The sequence below is a fragment of the Ruegeria sp. BC3 genome, from assembly GCF_056539265.1.
This window is the reverse complement of the sequence record NZ_JBQFUP010000004.1, coordinates 459,394-475,510: the sequence shown is the minus strand read 5'-3', so window position 1 is coordinate 475,510 and position 16,117 is coordinate 459,394. Positions and strand designations below refer to the sequence as shown.

General features: G+C 60.3%; 15 protein-coding genes. 6 read left to right on the top strand and 9 right to left on the bottom strand.

Annotated features, from left to right (window positions below):
- Positions 1–5 precede the first annotated feature (5 nt).
- Positions 6–1,658 (bottom strand): DUF6504 family protein, encoded by a 1,653-nt coding sequence (locus ACR0MV_RS14300; protein WP_480702526.1) that lies wholly within the window; start codon positions 1,656–1,658, stop codon positions 6–8.
- Between the two features lie 61 nt (positions 1,659–1,719).
- The gene (locus tag ACR0MV_RS14295) at positions 1,720–2,007 is read right to left on the bottom strand and encodes an I78 family peptidase inhibitor (RefSeq protein ID WP_480702525.1); all 288 of its coding nucleotides are present in this window, start codon (positions 2,005–2,007) and stop codon (positions 1,720–1,722) included.
- 129 nt (positions 2,008–2,136) lie between these two features.
- Between ACR0MV_RS14295 and ACR0MV_RS14290 the strand changes: the two genes are divergently transcribed.
- Positions 2,137–3,249, top strand: a complete 1,113-nt coding sequence (locus ACR0MV_RS14290) for an S-(hydroxymethyl)glutathione dehydrogenase/class III alcohol dehydrogenase (protein WP_170735689.1) — start codon at positions 2,137–2,139, stop codon at positions 3,247–3,249.
- 88 nt (positions 3,250–3,337) lie between these two features.
- Entirely contained in the window at positions 3,338–4,072 is a 735-nt protein-coding gene (locus tag ACR0MV_RS14285) for an NYN domain-containing protein (protein WP_480702524.1), read from the top strand.
- A gap of 7 nt (positions 4,073–4,079) precedes the next feature.
- Here ACR0MV_RS14285 and ACR0MV_RS14280 read toward each other — a convergent pair whose 3' ends face one another.
- The 3 genes from ACR0MV_RS14280 to ACR0MV_RS14270 form a co-directional block, all read right to left on the bottom strand.
- Positions 4,080–5,030 (bottom strand): DMT family transporter, encoded by a 951-nt coding sequence (locus ACR0MV_RS14280; protein WP_480702523.1) that lies wholly within the window; start codon positions 5,028–5,030, stop codon positions 4,080–4,082.
- Between the two features lie 147 nt (positions 5,031–5,177).
- Positions 5,178–5,591, bottom strand: a complete 414-nt coding sequence (locus ACR0MV_RS14275; RefSeq protein WP_480702522.1) for a group III truncated hemoglobin — start codon at positions 5,589–5,591, stop codon at positions 5,178–5,180.
- A gap of 48 nt (positions 5,592–5,639) precedes the next feature.
- Positions 5,640–8,558: an error-prone DNA polymerase gene (locus tag ACR0MV_RS14270; RefSeq protein ID WP_480702521.1), complete on the bottom strand. Its 2,919-nt coding sequence runs from the start codon at positions 8,556–8,558 to the stop codon at positions 5,640–5,642.
- Positions 8,559–8,667: 109 nt separating this feature from the next.
- On the opposite strand from ACR0MV_RS14270, the gene ACR0MV_RS14265 reads away from it, so the two are divergent.
- Positions 8,668–9,132 (top strand): DUF1203 domain-containing protein, encoded by a 465-nt coding sequence (locus tag ACR0MV_RS14265; protein WP_480702520.1) that lies wholly within the window; start codon positions 8,668–8,670, stop codon positions 9,130–9,132.
- On the opposite strand, the gene ACR0MV_RS14260 is transcribed toward ACR0MV_RS14265, so the two are convergent.
- Positions 9,129–10,118 (bottom strand): ABC transporter ATP-binding protein, encoded by a 990-nt coding sequence (locus ACR0MV_RS14260; protein WP_480702564.1) that lies wholly within the window; start codon positions 10,116–10,118, stop codon positions 9,129–9,131. The genes ACR0MV_RS14265 and ACR0MV_RS14260 overlap by 4 nt on opposite strands.
- Positions 10,119–10,205: 87 nt before the next feature.
- Here ACR0MV_RS14260 and ACR0MV_RS14255 point away from each other — a divergent pair, with 87 nt between their 5' ends.
- On the top strand, positions 10,206–10,382 hold the full coding sequence (locus ACR0MV_RS14255) for a zinc-finger domain-containing protein (RefSeq protein ID WP_480702519.1): 177 nt from the start codon (positions 10,206–10,208) through the stop codon (positions 10,380–10,382).
- Positions 10,383–10,508: 126 nt separating this feature from the next.
- Positions 10,509–13,307: a DNA polymerase I gene (gene polA / locus ACR0MV_RS14250; protein ID WP_480702518.1), complete on the top strand. Its 2,799-nt coding sequence runs from the start codon at positions 10,509–10,511 to the stop codon at positions 13,305–13,307.
- A 45-nt stretch (positions 13,308–13,352) separates the two neighbouring features.
- Here polA and ACR0MV_RS14245 read toward each other — a convergent pair whose 3' ends face one another.
- Positions 13,353–13,583: a DUF2798 domain-containing protein gene (locus tag ACR0MV_RS14245; RefSeq protein ID WP_170425954.1), complete on the bottom strand. Its 231-nt coding sequence runs from the start codon at positions 13,581–13,583 to the stop codon at positions 13,353–13,355.
- Between the two features lie 79 nt (positions 13,584–13,662).
- A complete protein-coding gene (locus tag ACR0MV_RS14240) occupies positions 13,663–14,412 on the bottom strand; it encodes a hydroxypyruvate isomerase family protein (protein ID WP_170425952.1) in 750 nt (249 codons plus the stop codon).
- Between the two features lie 182 nt (positions 14,413–14,594).
- Between ACR0MV_RS14240 and ACR0MV_RS14235 the strand changes: the two genes are divergently transcribed.
- Positions 14,595–15,530 (top strand): DMT family transporter, encoded by a 936-nt coding sequence (locus ACR0MV_RS14235; protein WP_480702517.1) that lies wholly within the window; start codon positions 14,595–14,597, stop codon positions 15,528–15,530.
- Here ACR0MV_RS14235 and ACR0MV_RS14230 read toward each other — a convergent pair.
- Complete coding sequence (locus ACR0MV_RS14230; protein WP_170425950.1) at positions 15,527–16,105, bottom strand: DUF1285 domain-containing protein; 579 nt, start codon at positions 16,103–16,105, stop codon at positions 15,527–15,529. The genes ACR0MV_RS14235 and ACR0MV_RS14230 overlap by 4 nt on opposite strands.
- Between the last annotated feature and the right edge of the window lie 12 nt (positions 16,106–16,117).

Here is a 16,117-nt window from a genome sequence, read left to right as displayed (position 1 = left end):
GCTCTTTATCCGAACTGTCCCTGACAGAACCAACCAGCCGACATGGTGCCGCCGTGGCCGTAGAACAGCCATAGCCGCTCGCCCTGTTCCGTCACCACCACCCAGTAATCGCGCACGCCGCTGCGCCAGTTGGGGTCGTCCAGCCACCATTCCGGGGCGATACGTTCCGGGCCGGTGGCCTGCGCCAGTTGCCAGTCGCGCCCACGCCAGCGAAAGGCGGCGGGTACATCCGGGGTTTCGGGGGCCATCACAGGTTCGGGCTGCCACATCTGCAAAGGGCGCGGGCGCGGCGGAGCGGGCCAGTCGCGGGCCGGTTCCGACCACGCCGCTGCCAGCGTCTGCGCCGTTTTCTCGGGGATATGCGAGGCCGCCGGGTGGCGACGCGTGATGACGTCCAGTCCGACCCGCGCGCCCAGCTTGCCGATCAGGTCTTCGACGGCGGTATTGCCCTCTAACCGCTCGCGGGCGACGCGGCGGGCCTCGGCATGACCGGCTAAGGTGCGGGCGTGGATGGGTTCGGTCTGCACGGCTTCAAGCCGTATCATGTCGATGCCATAGCCCGCATCGATTTTGTCAATTTTCATCTCTAACAAAGGCCGAATGCGGTATTTGTCATAGGTTGGACGAGCCAGGCCGACCTCGATGACCTCGGCTGCTTGATCGGCGCGATGCGCCTCGAGCCGCAAAGTTCGCACCCCGCGCCCTTTCTCTTCCAGCTTGGCGCAGAGTGTTGGCAGTACCCGGTCGATGGCGGCCATCACATCTTCGGTCAGCCCAATCGGGTTGGGCAGGGTCATCCGTACTGCAAAGTTGTGCGGCGGACGGGCGGGTGAGACCGGCTCGGGCGCGCTGCCCATCGCCTGATCCAGCCGCAGCACCAGCCCACGTCCGAAACGGCGGGCCAGTGACGCACGCGGTTGCCCCAGCAAATCCCCGATCCGGCGCAGGCCCAGACGGTTCAACTGCGCGACGACCTGATCCTCAAGCCGCAGCGCCGCGATGGGCAGGGGGCTGAGCGCGCCATAGGACTGCCCCGGTGCCGCGATACGCGCGCCACCGCCCAAAGCCATCACTTGTGGCGCAGCCCCCCCTTTGGTCCAGTGCCGCCGCTTGGTTGCCCGGGCGCGGGTGGCGCGCGCCTCTTGGCTGATGGCGTCGCCGTTGCGGTCAGACGTTGCCTCTTGCCCCGCATAGCGCGCCAGCGCCCAGGCCGCGCCCAGCGTATCGGCAATGCCCATCTGCACGCTGAGACCCATATCGGCGCAGTCGGTCTCGATCACGCTCAGCAGCGCTTCTTCCCCACCGAACAGGTGCGCACAGCCCGACAGGTCGACGACCAGCCCATCCGGGGCCTCTTCGGCGACCCAGGGGCTGAACTTGCCTGCCCAGCGGCGCAGCGCGGTCAGAAACGCGGCCTCGGCCGGGGCGTTGCGGTGGCGGGTGATCAGGGCCGCGCACATGGCATGGGCATCGCGTACAGGCTGACCCACACGCAGCCCGGCGGCCTGTGCCTCGGTGTTCAGCGAAGTGATCACTTGCATGTTCGACTGTTCGGCCACGACGGCCAAAGGGCCAGTATGCAGCCCCCGCGCAGCGCGGATCAGCCGTTCAGCCCCCAGACGGGGAAACCACAATGAGAGTATTCGGCGTTTTGGCATCGGCAGACATCAAAATGTTCCCATTTTGTTCTTACCAGAGAATCACGCCCCGAGTCCACGCTTACCCGCAGGTCAGGCGCTGAATGATCCCCGACCCGGTTACATAAACGTTCAGGCGGTCGATGCGGTAATCCTGTGTGGCGATGTCATCGGGGCCCAGAACACGCGACCGTTCGGGCAGCTGGGCCTGGATGGTCGAAACGGGCTGACCAATGGAGTCGGCAAAAGCTTCGCCCTGACAAAAGGCCAGATCAACCGGGGCGGCGTCCGTCGATGCCAGCGTCTCGACCGGCGCGGTTGTCTCGGCGCAGGCTGCCAGCAGGGCCAGGGCGGGAATAAATCGGAACATTGGCGTTTCTCCTTCTGACAACGTCGTTACTGCAATATCAAATAATTAGCCAACCTGTCACCAAAGCGCAGTTGAAAACGCCCTGTAATTGACGCAGGGTCGGGCAAACAGGACAGGGAGACAACGATCATGCGTACCCGTGCCGCCGTCGCCGTTCAGGCGGGCAAACCTTTGGAAGTGATGGATGTGAACCTCGAAGGCCCCAAGGCGGGCGAGGTTCTGGTCGAAATCAAGGCAACCGGCATCTGCCACACCGATGAATTCACCCTGTCAGGTGCCGACCCCGAAGGTCTTTTCCCGGCGATTCTGGGCCATGAAGGCGCAGGTGTCGTGGTCGAGGTTGGCCCCGGCGTGACCAGCCTGAAGCCCGGCGACCACGTGATCCCGCTTTACACTCCGGAATGTCGCGAGTGTGAATACTGTCTGCACCCCAAGACCAACCTGTGTCAGGCGATCCGCGAGACGCAGGGTAAGGGTCTGATGCCCGACGGGACATCCCGGTTCTCGACGCTGGATGGCGACCCGATCCTGCACTACATGGGCTGCTCGACCTTCTCGAACCACACGGTTCTGCCTGAAATCGCGCTGGCAAAAGTGCGCGAGGACGCGCCGTTCGACAAGATCTGCTATATCGGCTGTGGTGTGACCACCGGCATTGGCGCGGTGATCAACACTGCCAAGGTGGAAATCGGCAGCCGGGCCATCGTCTTTGGTCTGGGCGGTATTGGTCTGAACGTCATTCAAGGCCTGCGTCTGGCCGGAGCGGACCAGATCGTCGGCGTCGATCTGAACCCCGCCAAAGTGGAAATGGCCACCAAGTTTGGCATGACCGACTTTGTGAACCCCAAAGAGGTCGAAGGCGATCTGGTTCCTTACCTGGTCAATCTGACCAAGGGTGGCGCGGACTATACTTTTGACGCCACGGGCAATGTCGGCGTGATGCGCGATGCGCTGGAATCGGCACATAAGGGCTGGGGTGAATCGATCATCATTGGCGTGGCACCTGCGGGGGCCGAAATCTCGACCCGTCCGTTCCAATTGGTCACCGGCCGGTCATGGCGCGGCACCGCCTTCGGCGGCGCGCGTGGCCGGACCGATGTGCCCAAGATCGTCGACTGGTACATGGAAGGAAAGATCGAGATCGACCCGATGATTACCCACACTATGGGCCTGGACGACATCAACCACGGGTTCGACCTGATGCATAAGGGTGAGAGCATCCGGTCTGTGGTTGTTTACTGACCCACGCATTTCAGCTTGAAAGGGCGGGCTTCTGCTCGCCTTTTTGAGTCTATATTCAAGAAAAAGGCTCTTTTTTTTGTATTGAGGGATGGTTTTGTCTTCGAAAACAACAGGTCGATTGGCGGTTTTGATAGACGCGGACAATGTATCTGCGAAGCACGTAGCCGAAATTTTTGAAGAAATAGCCAAGCTCGGAGAAGCCAGCTTGCGGCGCGTTTACGGAGATTTCTCAGGCGACGCGTCACAAAACTGGAGTGCGGATGACCTGGCGGCTTACGCCATCGTTCCGCAGCAGCAATTCGCCAACACCAAAGGTAAAAACGCCAGTGACATCGCATTGGTTATCGATGCGATGGACATCCTGCATTCCGGACGGTGCGATGGCTTTGTGTTGGTTTCGTCGGACAGTGATTTCACCCGTTTGGCCAGCCGTATTCGTGAGCATGGGTTGGAAGTGATCGGGATCGGAGAACGTAAAGCCCCAAAGGCCTTTGTCGCAGCCTGTAACCGTTTTATTTACATAGAAAATATTCAAAAAGAGGCCAATAAGGCGCAAAAGTCACCTAACTCAGAGTCGGCCGGTCACAGGCAGAGGCTCAATCACGCGTATCAACTTATTCGCAACGTTGTGTTGGACACGAGCGAGCCAGATGGTTGGGTGCCTCTAGGTTATGTCGGCAGCCAACTTGGGAAAATTTACCCAGATTTTGACGCGCGTACATATGGTCAGAAGCGGCTCAGCGATCTGGTTCGAGCCATCGACCGGTTTGACGAAAACGGTGAAAATGGCGGCCTTAAAATCCGATGTAAGGACACCAAATAGACGTCGGTTATTCTGATAGGTTTCGCGTGGGTCGTGCCGAAGCACCCGTGTCTGCGCGCGGAGACCGTACTTTGAGAACCGGTTTATTCGATGAAACATCTGTCCGGCTTTCCCGCCAGACGACGAACACGCCGGACGCGATGATGATACTGGCACCCACCGCGACCCAGATGTCCGGGCGCTCGCCAAAGAAGACCATGCCAAAGATCGTGGCCCAGATGATCTGGCTGTACTGGCTGGGGGCAACAACTCCGGCAGGCGCGGCGCGATAGGCCAGAATGATCAGGTGCTGCGCGATCACGGAAAACAGACCGACCAGCGCCATCATCGCCAAATGCAGCAGGGACGGGGCTTGGTACACGGCGGGTTGAGCGGCGCTCATGACGACGATGGCCAGAAGCATCGGATAAAGGATCAGGACGGCGGAGCGCTCCTCGTTCCCGATTTTACGCACCAGAACCGATCCGAAGGCGCTGCAGAATGCGGCCGTCAGCGCGGCCAGATGGCCCAGCGTGATCTCGGTCGCGCCGGGGCGCAGAACGATCAGGACGCCGATCAGGCCAACGCCGACAGCGGCCCAACGCTGGGCGCGGACGACCTCTCCGAGAATCGGGATCGACAGGACGGTGACGATCAGGGGGAACGAGAACAGCAGCGAATAGACCTCGGCAAGGGGCAGGACCGAAAAGGCGTAGAAGGCACAGGACATGGCCGTCACCACGAGGGCTGAGCGTAACATTACCAGCCACGGATGATGCGGGCGGAAATTGCTGGGCGTCCTGTCGGCCAGCATGGACACGGCCATGGGCACAAAGGAAAACAGCGTGGCAAAGAAAATGATCTGCATCACCGAATAGGTGGCACCCAGCGCCTTGATCAGCGCATCATGGCTTGCAAAGACAGCAAAGCCCACAAATGCATAGCCAAGTCCCCGGAGGGTGGAGTTCTGAGTGCTCATCGGTGCGGCCTCGGGTGATGTATCGGTGTTGTGATGTGCCACCACATCGCGGGTGCTGCGGCTGGCTTGCCCTTGAGTAAACCCATTTTGGCGGCGCGCATAGCCCCTAATTTACCGCTAACATCGCATGGCTGCTATGACCGCTTGTCATCGCAGGATCGGGGGCGCGTCCTTGGGTTGGCGCGCCGATTGCACGCCGGCCTTCATGGCTACGCCAATGCGCCGTGCCAGAGCGACCCATGGGGTCGCGGTGTCTTGGGGCAGCGTTTGGGCCGCGACCTCCTCAAACAGGTCCAGCCAATGGGCGAACATCTCGGGCTGTACGTCGGGCCGTTCGATATGGGTCCGCTGTGGATTTCCGTCATAGCTGCGTTCGAACAGGATCGCATTGCGCCAGAAGGCGGCGATCTTTTCCTCATGCGCGGGCCAGTCGGTGACGTGTTTGTTGAACACAGGTCCTAGTACCGTGTCCTCGCGCACACGCGCGTAAAACGCTCGGACCTGCGCGTTGATCTGATCTGGCGTTGCAGGAAAGCGTGGCGGCAATGTGGGTCTGGTCATTTTGGGTCCGATTTCGACTCTGTATTGGGCGGATAGCCGTTTCGGGCGTCAGGCAACAGGCGTGGTTTTGTCGCGCGGCTCGGGCGTCAGGATATGCCGCAGCAGGGCCACGGGGTGTGCCCGCAGGCTGAGGCGGGTGGAGACGTAATCCTCGACCACCTGTTCACCCAATGTCATCTGGGGCAGATAGGCCTCGGGTTCATCCAGCGCCTCGCCCTCCAGATCCTGCGAGAACAGGGGCAGAGGTTTTGCGGTGGCAATCGCCTTGGCCTGCCACAACGCCTCGCGCCGGGTCAGGTCGCAGGCGGCAAAGGCGTCAGCCTCAGCCAGCCGCTCGATCACCGAGGGGCCAAGCCCTGCCCGGCGCCAGACATCGTCGACCTGATGGTAGCCGTTACCCCGCGCGGCGGTGAGCCAGCTGGCGTCTTCCTCGCTGAGGCCTTTGATTTGGCGGAACCCCAGCCGCAGGGCCAAACCGCCATGGCCGTCAGGCTCCATCACGTTGTCCCAGAAACTGGCATTGATGCAGACCGGGCGCACCTGAACGCCGTGTTCCCGTGCATCGCGCACGATCTGGGCGGGTGCATAGAAGCCCATCGGCTGTGAGTTCAGCAGGGCGCAGGCGAAGATGCCGGGATGGTGGCATTTGATCCAGGCCGAGGCATAGACCAGCAGCGCAAAGCTGGCCGCGTGGCTTTCGGGGAAGCCATAGGAACCGAACCCTTCGATTTGCGAGAAACAGCGCTCGGCAAAATCGTCCTCATAGCCGTTGCGCTTCATGCCGCGCAGGAACAGGGCGCGAAACTCGCTGACGGACCCGTGTTTCTTGAAGGTCGCCAGAGACCGCCGCAGCCGGTCGGCCTGTTCCGGAGTAAACCCCGCGCCGACGATAGCGATCTGCATCGCCTGTTCCTGAAACAGCGGCACGCCCAGCGTTTTGCCCAGCACCTCGCCCAGTTCGTCCGAGGGGAAGCTGACCTCCTCCTCTCCGTTCCGTCGGCGGATATAGGGGTGGACCATGTCGCCCTGAATGGGGCCGGGGCGGATGATAGCGACCTCGATCACCAGATCGTAGAAATTGCGCGGCCGCATCCGGGGCAAAAAGTTCATCTGTGCACGCGATTCCACCTGAAACACGCCGACCGAGTCCGCTTTGCACAGCATGTCATAGACCGCCGGGTCCTCGGGCGGCAGGGTGGCCAGCGTATAGCCGGTTTGGTGGTGCTGGCTGATCAGGTCGAACGCCTTGCGGATGCAGGTGAGCATGCCGAGGCTGAGGACATCGACCTTGAGGATACCAAGCGAGTCGATGTCATCCTTGTCCCAGCAGATGACCGTGCGATCCTCCATCGTGGCGTTTTCGATGGGGACAAGCTCGTCCAAACGCCCCTCGGTGATGATGAAGCCGCCCACATGCTGTGAGAGGTGGCGGGGGAAACCGTCGATCTCATAGACCAATGATAGAGTCTGTTTCAGGCGGCGATCCTCGGGGTCGAGGCCAATCTCGCGCATCCGGTGCGCCTCGAGCCCGACTGTCGAGAAGAAGCCCCAAAGCTGCGATGAGAGCGCCGAGATTGTGTCCTCGGTCAGACCCATCGCGCGCCCGACCTCGCGGATGGCACGCTTGCCGCGATAGTGCACGACCGTGGCGCAGAGGCCCGCGCGTTCGCGGCCATAGCGGTCGTAGATGTGCTGGATCACCTCTTCGCGGCGTTCATGTTCGAAGTCGACATCGATATCGGGCGGCTCATCGCGGGCTTCCGAGACGAAACGTTCGAAGACCATTGTGCCCAGCTCGGGGCTGACCTCGGTGATGCCGAGACAAAAACAGACGACTGAATTCGCCGCTGACCCGCGCCCCTGGCACAGGATATCGCGGGACCGGGCGAATTTGACGATGTCGCGGACCGTCAGGAAATAGGGTTCGTATTTGAGCTTGCCGATCAGGGTGAGCTCATGCGCCAGCATCTTCTTGGCCTTTTCCGACGCGCCTGCGGGGTAACGCCATTTCAGCCCTTCATGCGCCAGTCGGTGCAGGCGTTGAGACGGGGTTTCCTGCTCGCTACCCTCGCTGGGATATTCATAGCGTAACTCGTCGAGCGAAAAGGAGAGTTCTTCGCTGAGCGCATGGGCGCGGGCAACAGCGCCCTCGTGTCCTTTGAAGATACGCAGCATCTCGGTCTCGGACCGCAGGCGCTGTTCTCCATTGGTCAGCGCGTCACGGCCCAGATCGTCGACCTTACGGCGCAGGCGAATGGCGGTCACCACATCGGCCAGTTTGCGACGGGCCCCGTGGTGCATCATCGGCGTGGCGCTGGCGAGGGTGGGGATGCCGAGTTGTTTTGATTCAGTCTCTAATAAAGAGAAATAGTTGCTATCCGCACCGTCATAGCGGGGATGCATCAACAGGTGCATTCGCCCGGCAAAGCGGCGCGTCATCTGTTGCGCCTGTGTCCGCCACGCGCTCGCGCCGCCCTGGGACCGGTCCGCTTGTGGCCAGAGGAGCAGGTGGAGGCCGTCGGAAAACTCCATCAGGTCGGACAGGTGCAGGATGCAGTGGCCTTTCTCGGCACGCAGGCGGCCCGCTGACAGGATGCGGCACAGGTTGCCCCAGCCCTGCCGGTTCAACGGCAGGGCGGTGACGGTGGGCGCGTCGGTGAAAATCAGCCGCGCGGCTGGGATCAGGCGGGGCACTGCGTGGATCGGATAGGACGGCGGTTTCGGGATGTGGTTGGGGCAGGGTGGGCCGATGGAGGTGTTCTGCCCCTCCCACTCGAGCCGTTCGCGCACCTTGCGGGCGATCTCGCGCCCTTGGGTGTGGGCGCGGACGATCCCGGCGACCGAGTTGTCATCGGCAATCGCGATGGCAGGCAGGCCGAGGGTTACGGCACGCTCCATGTACTCCTCGGGGTGGGACGCCCCGGTGAGGAAGGTGAAGTTCGACGTGATCGACAGCTCGGCATACATGACGATTCCATATTATATTCACGTTTTGTTCTTTTTCGAGTCCTTTGCGCAGGAAACGGGTCGATTGAGTTTGCAGCGCTGGGCATGGTCGGGAAAAAGGAGATCCGAGATGTTCAAGATCACTGCACTATCAACCGAGGAGGTTCGCGCCCTGCAGGCAGGCGGGCCGGATGCCTATGGCGCCGTGCCAGAACGCGCTGTTTCGACCGGCGCAGGCAATCCTTGCCGCCATTGCTTGCAAAACATCCCCGAAGGCGAAGAGATGCTGATATTGGCCCACAGACCCTTTTTAGAGTCTCATCCATATGCCGAAACCGGCCCGATCTTTCTGTGTGCGGCCCCCTGCAATCGGTATAGCGGGGACACGATGCCCGAGATTTTGACCTCATCACCCGACTACCTGATTAAGGGGTACGGAGAGGATGATCGCATCGTCTACGGAACCGGGGCCATCACGCCCACAGATCAGATCAGTGCGAAGGTTCAGGACATCTTTGCCCGCCCAGATGTGGTCTATATCCACGTCCGGTCCGCACGGAACAATTGCTATCAGGCGCGGATCGACCGGATCTAAAGTTTGATCCGGTGCATGCCTCTGCGCGGCTGGTCCAGATCCTCGGCCGGTTCTTCGTTGCGCGAGGATGTCAGGGCGAGGAACACATCCTCTAGGTCAGCCTCTTCGGTGCGCACGTCGCGGATGCGGATATTGGCGGCGCGAACGGATTCCAGCACTTGTTCAGCACTGGTCTGGGCGCTGCGGTATTGCAGTACCAGACTGCCATCGTCGCGCAAGGCAGCCTCGACACCGTCTGTTGCGGGCAGATCGGTGACCGGGCTGTCCGGAACGATGACCATCGTACGGCTGTCCATGCGGCCCAGCAGGTTTGCCGTGCTGTCCTGCGCGATCTTTTCACCGTGGTTGATGATTGCGATCTCGTCACACATTTCCTGCGCTTCTTCCAGGTAATGGGTGGTCAGGATAATGGTCATGCCCTGTTCGTTCAGCTTGCGCACATTGGTCCACAGCATTTGTCGCAGCTCGATATCCACCCCTGCAGTGGGTTCGTCCAACACCAGAATCTTGGGATGGTGCACCAGTGCTTTGGCCAGCAACAAGCGCCGGCGCATGCCGCCCGACAGGGTACGGGCATAGGCCTCGGCCTTGTCGCTGAGGCCGACCAGTTCCAGTATCTCATCGCTGCGTCGCTGAGCCTTGGGGACACCGTACAGCCCGGCCTGAACCTCCAAGGCACCTCGGGGGGTGAAGAAAGGGTCCAGATTCAGCTCTTGCGGCATCACGCCAATTGCGGATCGGGATTGGCGCGGGTTGCGATCCTGATCGAAGCCCCAGATCGAGACGGACCCCGCCGATTTCACGACCAGGCCGGCAAGGATGTTGATCAGTGTCGATTTTCCGGCACCATTCGGTCCCAGCAGGCCAAACACCGACCCGCGTGGAATGGTCAGATCGATGCCCTTCAGCGCCTGTTTCTCGGGTTGGCCTTTGCCGCCCCGATAGGTTTTTCGCAGTCCACTGATCCTGATTGCCGCATCGGTCATGAGACCCTTGCCCCCGGTTTGCTCATCGCTCATAAACGCACCTAATGCATGCCCGCGAGGCCGACAACCAGTGAAGGATCGCCAGCCGTGACAATCGAAGCGCCGGAAACCAAGATCGTCGAGACCACCCGCGTCGCCTGTGACGGCGGTGAAGGTGCATTGGGCCATCCGCGCGTCTGGCTGCAGATCCCCGAAGATACCGGTTGGGTCGAATGCCCTTACTGCGATTGCAAGTATGTCCTGAAGGGCGCAGAGCAGGGCTGAGTGCCTGCTCGAATGGCCAGCCGTCAGATTTCTTCGCGGCGCTGTTTAGTGCTTAAGGCACGTTCCTGACTGGTCTCCTGCGCGACCCTGTGGCAGAACCATCCCTGACCGATAGGGAGCGCGCGCATGAGCAATTTCGGAAAAGGCTGTCACCTGCATCTGATCGACGGATCGGCCTTTATTTTCAGGGCCTATCACGCTTTGCCCCCGCTGACGCGCAAATCTGATGGACTGCCGATTGGGGCCGTATCCGGTTTTTGCAACATGCTGCAGAAGTATGTCGAGGGGAATGCCGGTCCCGATGCGCCGACCCATGTGGCGGTGATCTTTGACAAAGGCTCGCACACGTTCCGCAATGATCTGTATGACCTGTACAAGGCCAACCGCGAGGCAATGCCCGAAGACCTGCGCCCGCAGATGCCGCTGACTCGTGAGGCGACAAAGGCCTTCAACATCGCTTGTAAAGAGCTTGAGGGTTACGAGGCCGACGACATCATCGCGACCCTCTCTGTGCAGGCGCGCGAAGCCGGTGGGCGTGTGACTATTGTGAGTTCCGACAAGGACCTGATGCAACTTGTCGGCGGCGGCGTTGAAATGCTGGATGCGATGAAGAACAAGCGCATCGACCGGGATGGCGTGGTTGAGAAGTTTGGCGTTGGCCCGGAACGTGTGGTCGATGTGCAGGCATTGGCCGGGGACAGCGTGGATAACGTGCCGGGCGCTCCGGGCATCGGGGTCAAAACGGCAGCCTTGTTGATCAACGAATATGGCGATCTGGAAACGCTGTTGGATCGGGCCGAAGAAATCAAGCAGCCCAAGCGTCGTCAGACCTTGATCGAAAAACGCGATCAGATCGAGCTGTCGAAAAAGCTGGTGCAACTTGACGAAAACACACCGCTGGATTTCGGCCTGGATGATCTTGAGGTCAAAGACCCCGACCCGGACACCCTGCTGAGCTTCCTGGCTGAGATGGAGTTCCGCACCCTCACCAAACGCATCGCGGACAAGCTGGGGGCCGAAGCTCCGGTGATTGCCGACGCGCCCGCGCCGGTGGCCGAGGTTGAAGAGGCGGCCGCAATTCCGTTTGATGCGTCCAAATATGAATGCGTGCGCGACGCAGGTGCACTGCAGAAGTGGATCGATCAGACCTATGAGCGTGGTTGGGTCGCCGTCGATACCGAGACCACCGGTCTGAACGAAATGATTGCCGATCTGGTCGGGATTTCTCTGTGTGTGGAGGCCGGAGAGGCCTGTTACATCCCGCTGACCCACAGGGATGGGGCGGCGGATGATCTGTTCGGGTCGGACGCACTTGCCGAGGGGCAGATGCCATTGGAAGAGGCTCTGACCCTGCTGAAACCGATGTTTGAGGACCCGTCGATCCTCAAGATCGGGCAGAACATGAAATACGATGCCAAGATTTTCGCGCGCTATGGCGTGAACGTTGCACCGATCGATGACACGATGCTGATGTCCTACGCGATGCATGGTGGTGAGCACGGGCATGGTATGGATACGCTGTCGGAACGCTACCTGAGCCACACGCCGATCCCGATCAAACCGCTGCTGGGCTCGGGCAAATCGGCGATCACCTTTGATAAGGTGCCGATTGATGAGGCCACCGCTTATGCCGCCGAGGATGCGGATATTACCCTGCGCCTGTGGAAGCTGTTCAAGCCGCAACTGCATCAGGTGCAGGTGACGACGGTTTATGAAACGCTCGAACGTCCGCTGGTGCCGGTTCTCAAGGAAATGGAGATGCACGGCATAAAGGTCGACCGCGATGTGTTGAGCCGTATGTCCAATGCTTTTGCCCAGAAAATGGCCGGATTAGAGGCTGAAATCCATGAATTGGCCGGTGAGAACTTCAATGTCGGCTCCCCTGCGCAACTGGGGGAAATCCTATTCGACAAGATGGGGCTGGAAGGCGGCAAGAAGGGCAAGACCGGGAAATACTCGACCGGGGCTGATATCCTCGAGGATCTGGCGACCGAACATGAGCTGCCCCGCCGGGTGCTGGACTGGCGGCAGCTTAGTAAGCTGAAATCGACCTATACCGACGCGCTACAGACCCATATCAACCCGGATACAGGCCGAGTGCATACGTCTTATTCGATCACCGGCGCGAACACTGGCCGCTTGGCTTCGACCGATCCGAACCTGCAGAACATCCCCGTGCGGACCGAAGAAGGGCGGCGCATTCGTGAAGCGTTCATCGCCGAGCCGGGGAACGTCATGGTCAGCCTCGACTACAGCCAGATCGAGCTGCGCATTCTGGCGCATATTGCAGAAATCCCCGCCCTGAAACAGGCCTTTGCCGACGGTCTGGACATTCACGCCATGACCGCGTCCGAGATGTTCGACGTGCCACTGGACGAGATGACGCCGGATATTCGTCGTCAGGCCAAGGCGATCAACTTTGGTGTGATCTATGGTATCTCGGGCTTTGGCCTCGCGCGCAACCTGCGCATTCCGCGGGCCGAGGCGCAGGGGTTCATTGATCGGTACTTCGAACGCTTTCCGGGCATCCGGAAATACATGGATGACACGGTCGCCTTTGCCAAAGAACACGGTTATGTACAGACCCTATTCGGGCGAAAAATTCACACGCCCGAGATCAATGCCAAGGGGCCGCATGCGGGCTTCTCGCGCCGTGCGGCGATCAACGCACCGATTCAAGGGACAGCTGCGGATGTGATCCGGCGTGCCATGGTTCGGATGCCGGATGCGATCAACGGGTTGCCGGCCAAGATGCTGCTGCAGGTGCATGACGAATTGCTGTTCGAAGTGGCCGAAGATGCAGTGGATCAGGTGATCGACGTCGCGCGCGATGTCATGGAAGGGGCATCCGATCCTGCGGTGAAACTGGATGTGAAGCTGAGCGTTGATGCCGGGCAAGGGGCCAATTGGGCGGAGGCACACTAAGCAAGGCGCTGCTCATCAGGCCCGGCGGGCCCTCTTCGCAGCGGGTCAGTCCTGCGGTCTGACCCACCCCTCGACCATACGTTTTACTGTTGGTCCAAGGGTCAGGATGACGGCGAAAGCGATGGGCCAGCAAAACGCCCAGGACGCCATCCAGTCACCTAGTGTGCCAGGGCCAAAGCCTACCGCTTTGACCGTGGCGATGCCGGTGACGATACAGGACATCAGACCAGACATGATCAGGCCAAACACGGCATGGGCAAAACGGGCAGGGATCATATCGGGCATCCTTCGGGTCGCGATGACCCGGTTTTAGGGATTTTCGCCTCGATTGCCAGATCGAATAGGCGCGCGGGCGCTACATCCAGCCAAGGGAGTGTTCGGTTCTGCGCGTGGACGGCGTGTACTCGGCACTGACCCAACCGGAATAGCCGGAGGCGTCAAATGCTGCGAAAAGCTGCTTGAAGTCCGTTGGTCCTCGGCCGGGTTCGGATCGGTCAGGGGCGGCACCGATCTGGGCGTGCACCACTTTTGGATGATACTCTTCCCAGACCGCCAATGCGTCGCCATGGATCATGTGGGCGTGGAAGCTGTCGAATTGCAGGCCGACATTCGGGCGGTTCACGCGATCCAGAACCTGAACGGCCAGATCGTAATCGTTCAGGAAGTAGTCGGGTTGCGAAACGGGGTTCAGCGGCTCGATCGTGAACTGCTGCCCCGGCGCGACATCGGCAGCCCATTGTAGGTTTCGCACCATGCTGTCAAACGCATCCGGGCCCGAGGCATAGCCGGACATGATATGGATCAGCCCCGGGCGCAACACCTCAGAATAGCGCAGGACGCGGCGAATATCGGACTGAAACCGGGCCTCGCCACCGGGAATGGCGGCGTAACCGGGCGAACCGCCGGTGTAATTGGGTGGCGGAGCGTTGATCAGAACCAACTCGAGCCCATTGGCCAGCAGGGCGCGGCGGGTTTCCTTGGCGGCCACGTCGTAAGGAAACAGAATTTCGACGGCCTGAAACCCGGCTTCTGCCGCAGCCTGAAACCGCTCGAGATATGGAAGCTCTGAGAAAAGCAGGGAAATATTCGCTGCGAATTTTGGCATGTGGGGCCTTTGCATAGCTGACGGGTGAACCTTATCTGCGCGAAGATTTCAGGGAAAGCGGCTGAAAACGACAGTTTGTCGAAATTCGACCAGATCGCATCGGTTGAATCAGAGACGTTGCCAGTATCGCGGCGAATCATTTCTTAGGCGCCGTGCCAACAGAAGGTTTGAACACGATGGCGATGAGCCCGAACCCCGTGCGCGGGAACACCATCTCTGTGTCCGCAGGGCAGAATTCTGCGTTGCCCGGCAATGGTTTGGCCGTAGCCTCCATGCTGACCTGGGCGGCTGGTTTTCCGGCGGCCGAGGTTCTGTTGCAGACATGGCCACCAGTCGCGTTGTTTGTGGCACGGCTGGCGCTGGCGGTGGCGGTGATGGTGCCGATCTGGTTTCTGATCGACGGACGGCAAAGAGTTTTGCGGGCGCGATGGAGGCACGCCCTGCTGGTAGGTGGGGTTCTTGGGGCGGGGATGTTCCTGATTATTCTGGCGCAAAAGCTGACTGATCCTGTGACCGTGGCCATCATCGCATCCTGCGCGCCGCTTTTTGCCACTCTCATTGAACTGGCCACTGGGACGCGACGGCTGCGGTGGAACTTTGCCGTCGGCGTTCTTGTGTCGATCATTGGCGGCCTGATCGCCACCAGCGCTGTGGCTCCGGCCCAGCTGGGGCTGGGTGCGGTCTGCGCCATCGTGTCTACGGGCTTGTTCTGCTGGGCCAGCATGGCGACAGCGCGGGACTTTCCCGAGCTCAGCCAGACCGGGCGTAGCACTATCACCTTTGCGGGCGGACTTGTGATGGCGCTTGTTTTGTTCGGCGTCGCGGCGCAGATGGGGATGGACGTGATGCCGACCGCCGCGTTTGATGCGCAACAGGCCGGTATGCTGGTGATCTATGCTCTGATCGCGATGGGGTTGAGCCAGGTGTTCTTCATCGCCTCTGTCGGAAAGCTGGGCGTCGCGCTGGCGTCCTTCCATATCAACATCGCACCCTTTTACGTGATGCTGATCATGCTGGTGTTGGGGGACGAATGGAACTGGACCCGTGCACTGGGGGCCGCAATCGTAGCGGTGGCAGTTGTACTGGCGCAGGACCGCAGGTCCCCAAAAGCCGCCTAGTCCGGTAAATCCTCGGAACGGATCAGAGGAAAAAACTGTCCGTCAGACCAGACCCCGAACCATCCATCTTTGTGGGTGGCGATGTCCACAAGCCGATAAAAGCTCTTGCGGTCGATGCGGGCCTCAAGGTTTGCGCGAACCAATACGTAGGGTGACGGTTCTTCTGTCGTTGAATCAATGACAATACGGATCGGATGGTCCGGCCCGGCTGTCGCGGTGTCGCCGACATGGGTCGTGAAGGTCAGGCTTTGCGCCTCATCTTCGCCCGCAGCATCAAAATCCACGGCGACAAATGGCGCATCCTCGACGGTGATTCCCACTTTTTCGACCGGGGTCACGAGGTAATATTTCTCGCCTTCTTTCTTAAGAATTGAGGAAAAAAGCTTCACAAGCTCGAACCGGTTGATGGGTGAGCCTAGATAAGACCAAGACCCATTTTTTGCTATTCGAATGTCCAGATCGCCGCAAAACGGAGGATTCCACAGGTGAACAGGCGGCAAACCCTTTGTTTTGGCTGCTTTGACTGATGCTGCAATGCCATCAGGGGAAGGTGTCACAGGTTTTTGTCCGCTCATTACTTTTGCCAT

What these genes read in the sequence shown, in the direction of transcription:
- ACR0MV_RS14300 (WP_480702526.1), bottom strand. Translation starts at nt 1,658, where the DNA reads ATGCCAAAACGCCGAATACTCTCATTGTGGTTTCCCCGTCTGGGGGCT.
- ACR0MV_RS14295 (WP_480702525.1), bottom strand. Translation starts at nt 2,007, where the DNA reads ATGTTCCGATTTATTCCCGCCCTGGCCCTGCTGGCAGCCTGCGCCGAG.
- ACR0MV_RS14290 (WP_170735689.1), top strand. Translation starts at nt 2,137, where the DNA reads ATGCGTACCCGTGCCGCCGTCGCCGTTCAGGCGGGCAAACCTTTGGAA.
- ACR0MV_RS14285 (WP_480702524.1), top strand. Translation starts at nt 3,338, where the DNA reads ATGGTTTTGTCTTCGAAAACAACAGGTCGATTGGCGGTTTTGATAGAC.
- ACR0MV_RS14280 (WP_480702523.1), bottom strand. Translation starts at nt 5,030, where the DNA reads ATGAGCACTCAGAACTCCACCCTCCGGGGACTTGGCTATGCATTTGTG.
- ACR0MV_RS14275 (WP_480702522.1), bottom strand. Translation starts at nt 5,591, where the DNA reads ATGACCAGACCCACATTGCCGCCACGCTTTCCTGCAACGCCAGATCAG.
- ACR0MV_RS14270 (WP_480702521.1), bottom strand. Translation starts at nt 8,558, where the DNA reads ATGTATGCCGAGCTGTCGATCACGTCGAACTTCACCTTCCTCACCGGG.
- ACR0MV_RS14265 (WP_480702520.1), top strand. Translation starts at nt 8,668, where the DNA reads ATGTTCAAGATCACTGCACTATCAACCGAGGAGGTTCGCGCCCTGCAG.
- ACR0MV_RS14260 (WP_480702564.1), bottom strand. Translation starts at nt 10,118, where the DNA reads ATGACCGATGCGGCAATCAGGATCAGTGGACTGCGAAAAACCTATCGG.
- polA (WP_480702518.1), top strand. Translation starts at nt 10,509, where the DNA reads ATGAGCAATTTCGGAAAAGGCTGTCACCTGCATCTGATCGACGGATCG.
- ACR0MV_RS14245 (WP_170425954.1), bottom strand. Translation starts at nt 13,583, where the DNA reads ATGATCCCTGCCCGTTTTGCCCATGCCGTGTTTGGCCTGATCATGTCT.
- ACR0MV_RS14240 (WP_170425952.1), bottom strand. Translation starts at nt 14,412, where the DNA reads ATGCCAAAATTCGCAGCGAATATTTCCCTGCTTTTCTCAGAGCTTCCA.
- ACR0MV_RS14235 (WP_480702517.1), top strand. Translation starts at nt 14,595, where the DNA reads ATGAGCCCGAACCCCGTGCGCGGGAACACCATCTCTGTGTCCGCAGGG.
- ACR0MV_RS14230 (WP_170425950.1), bottom strand. Translation starts at nt 16,105, where the DNA reads ATGAGCGGACAAAAACCTGTGACACCTTCCCCTGATGGCATTGCAGCA.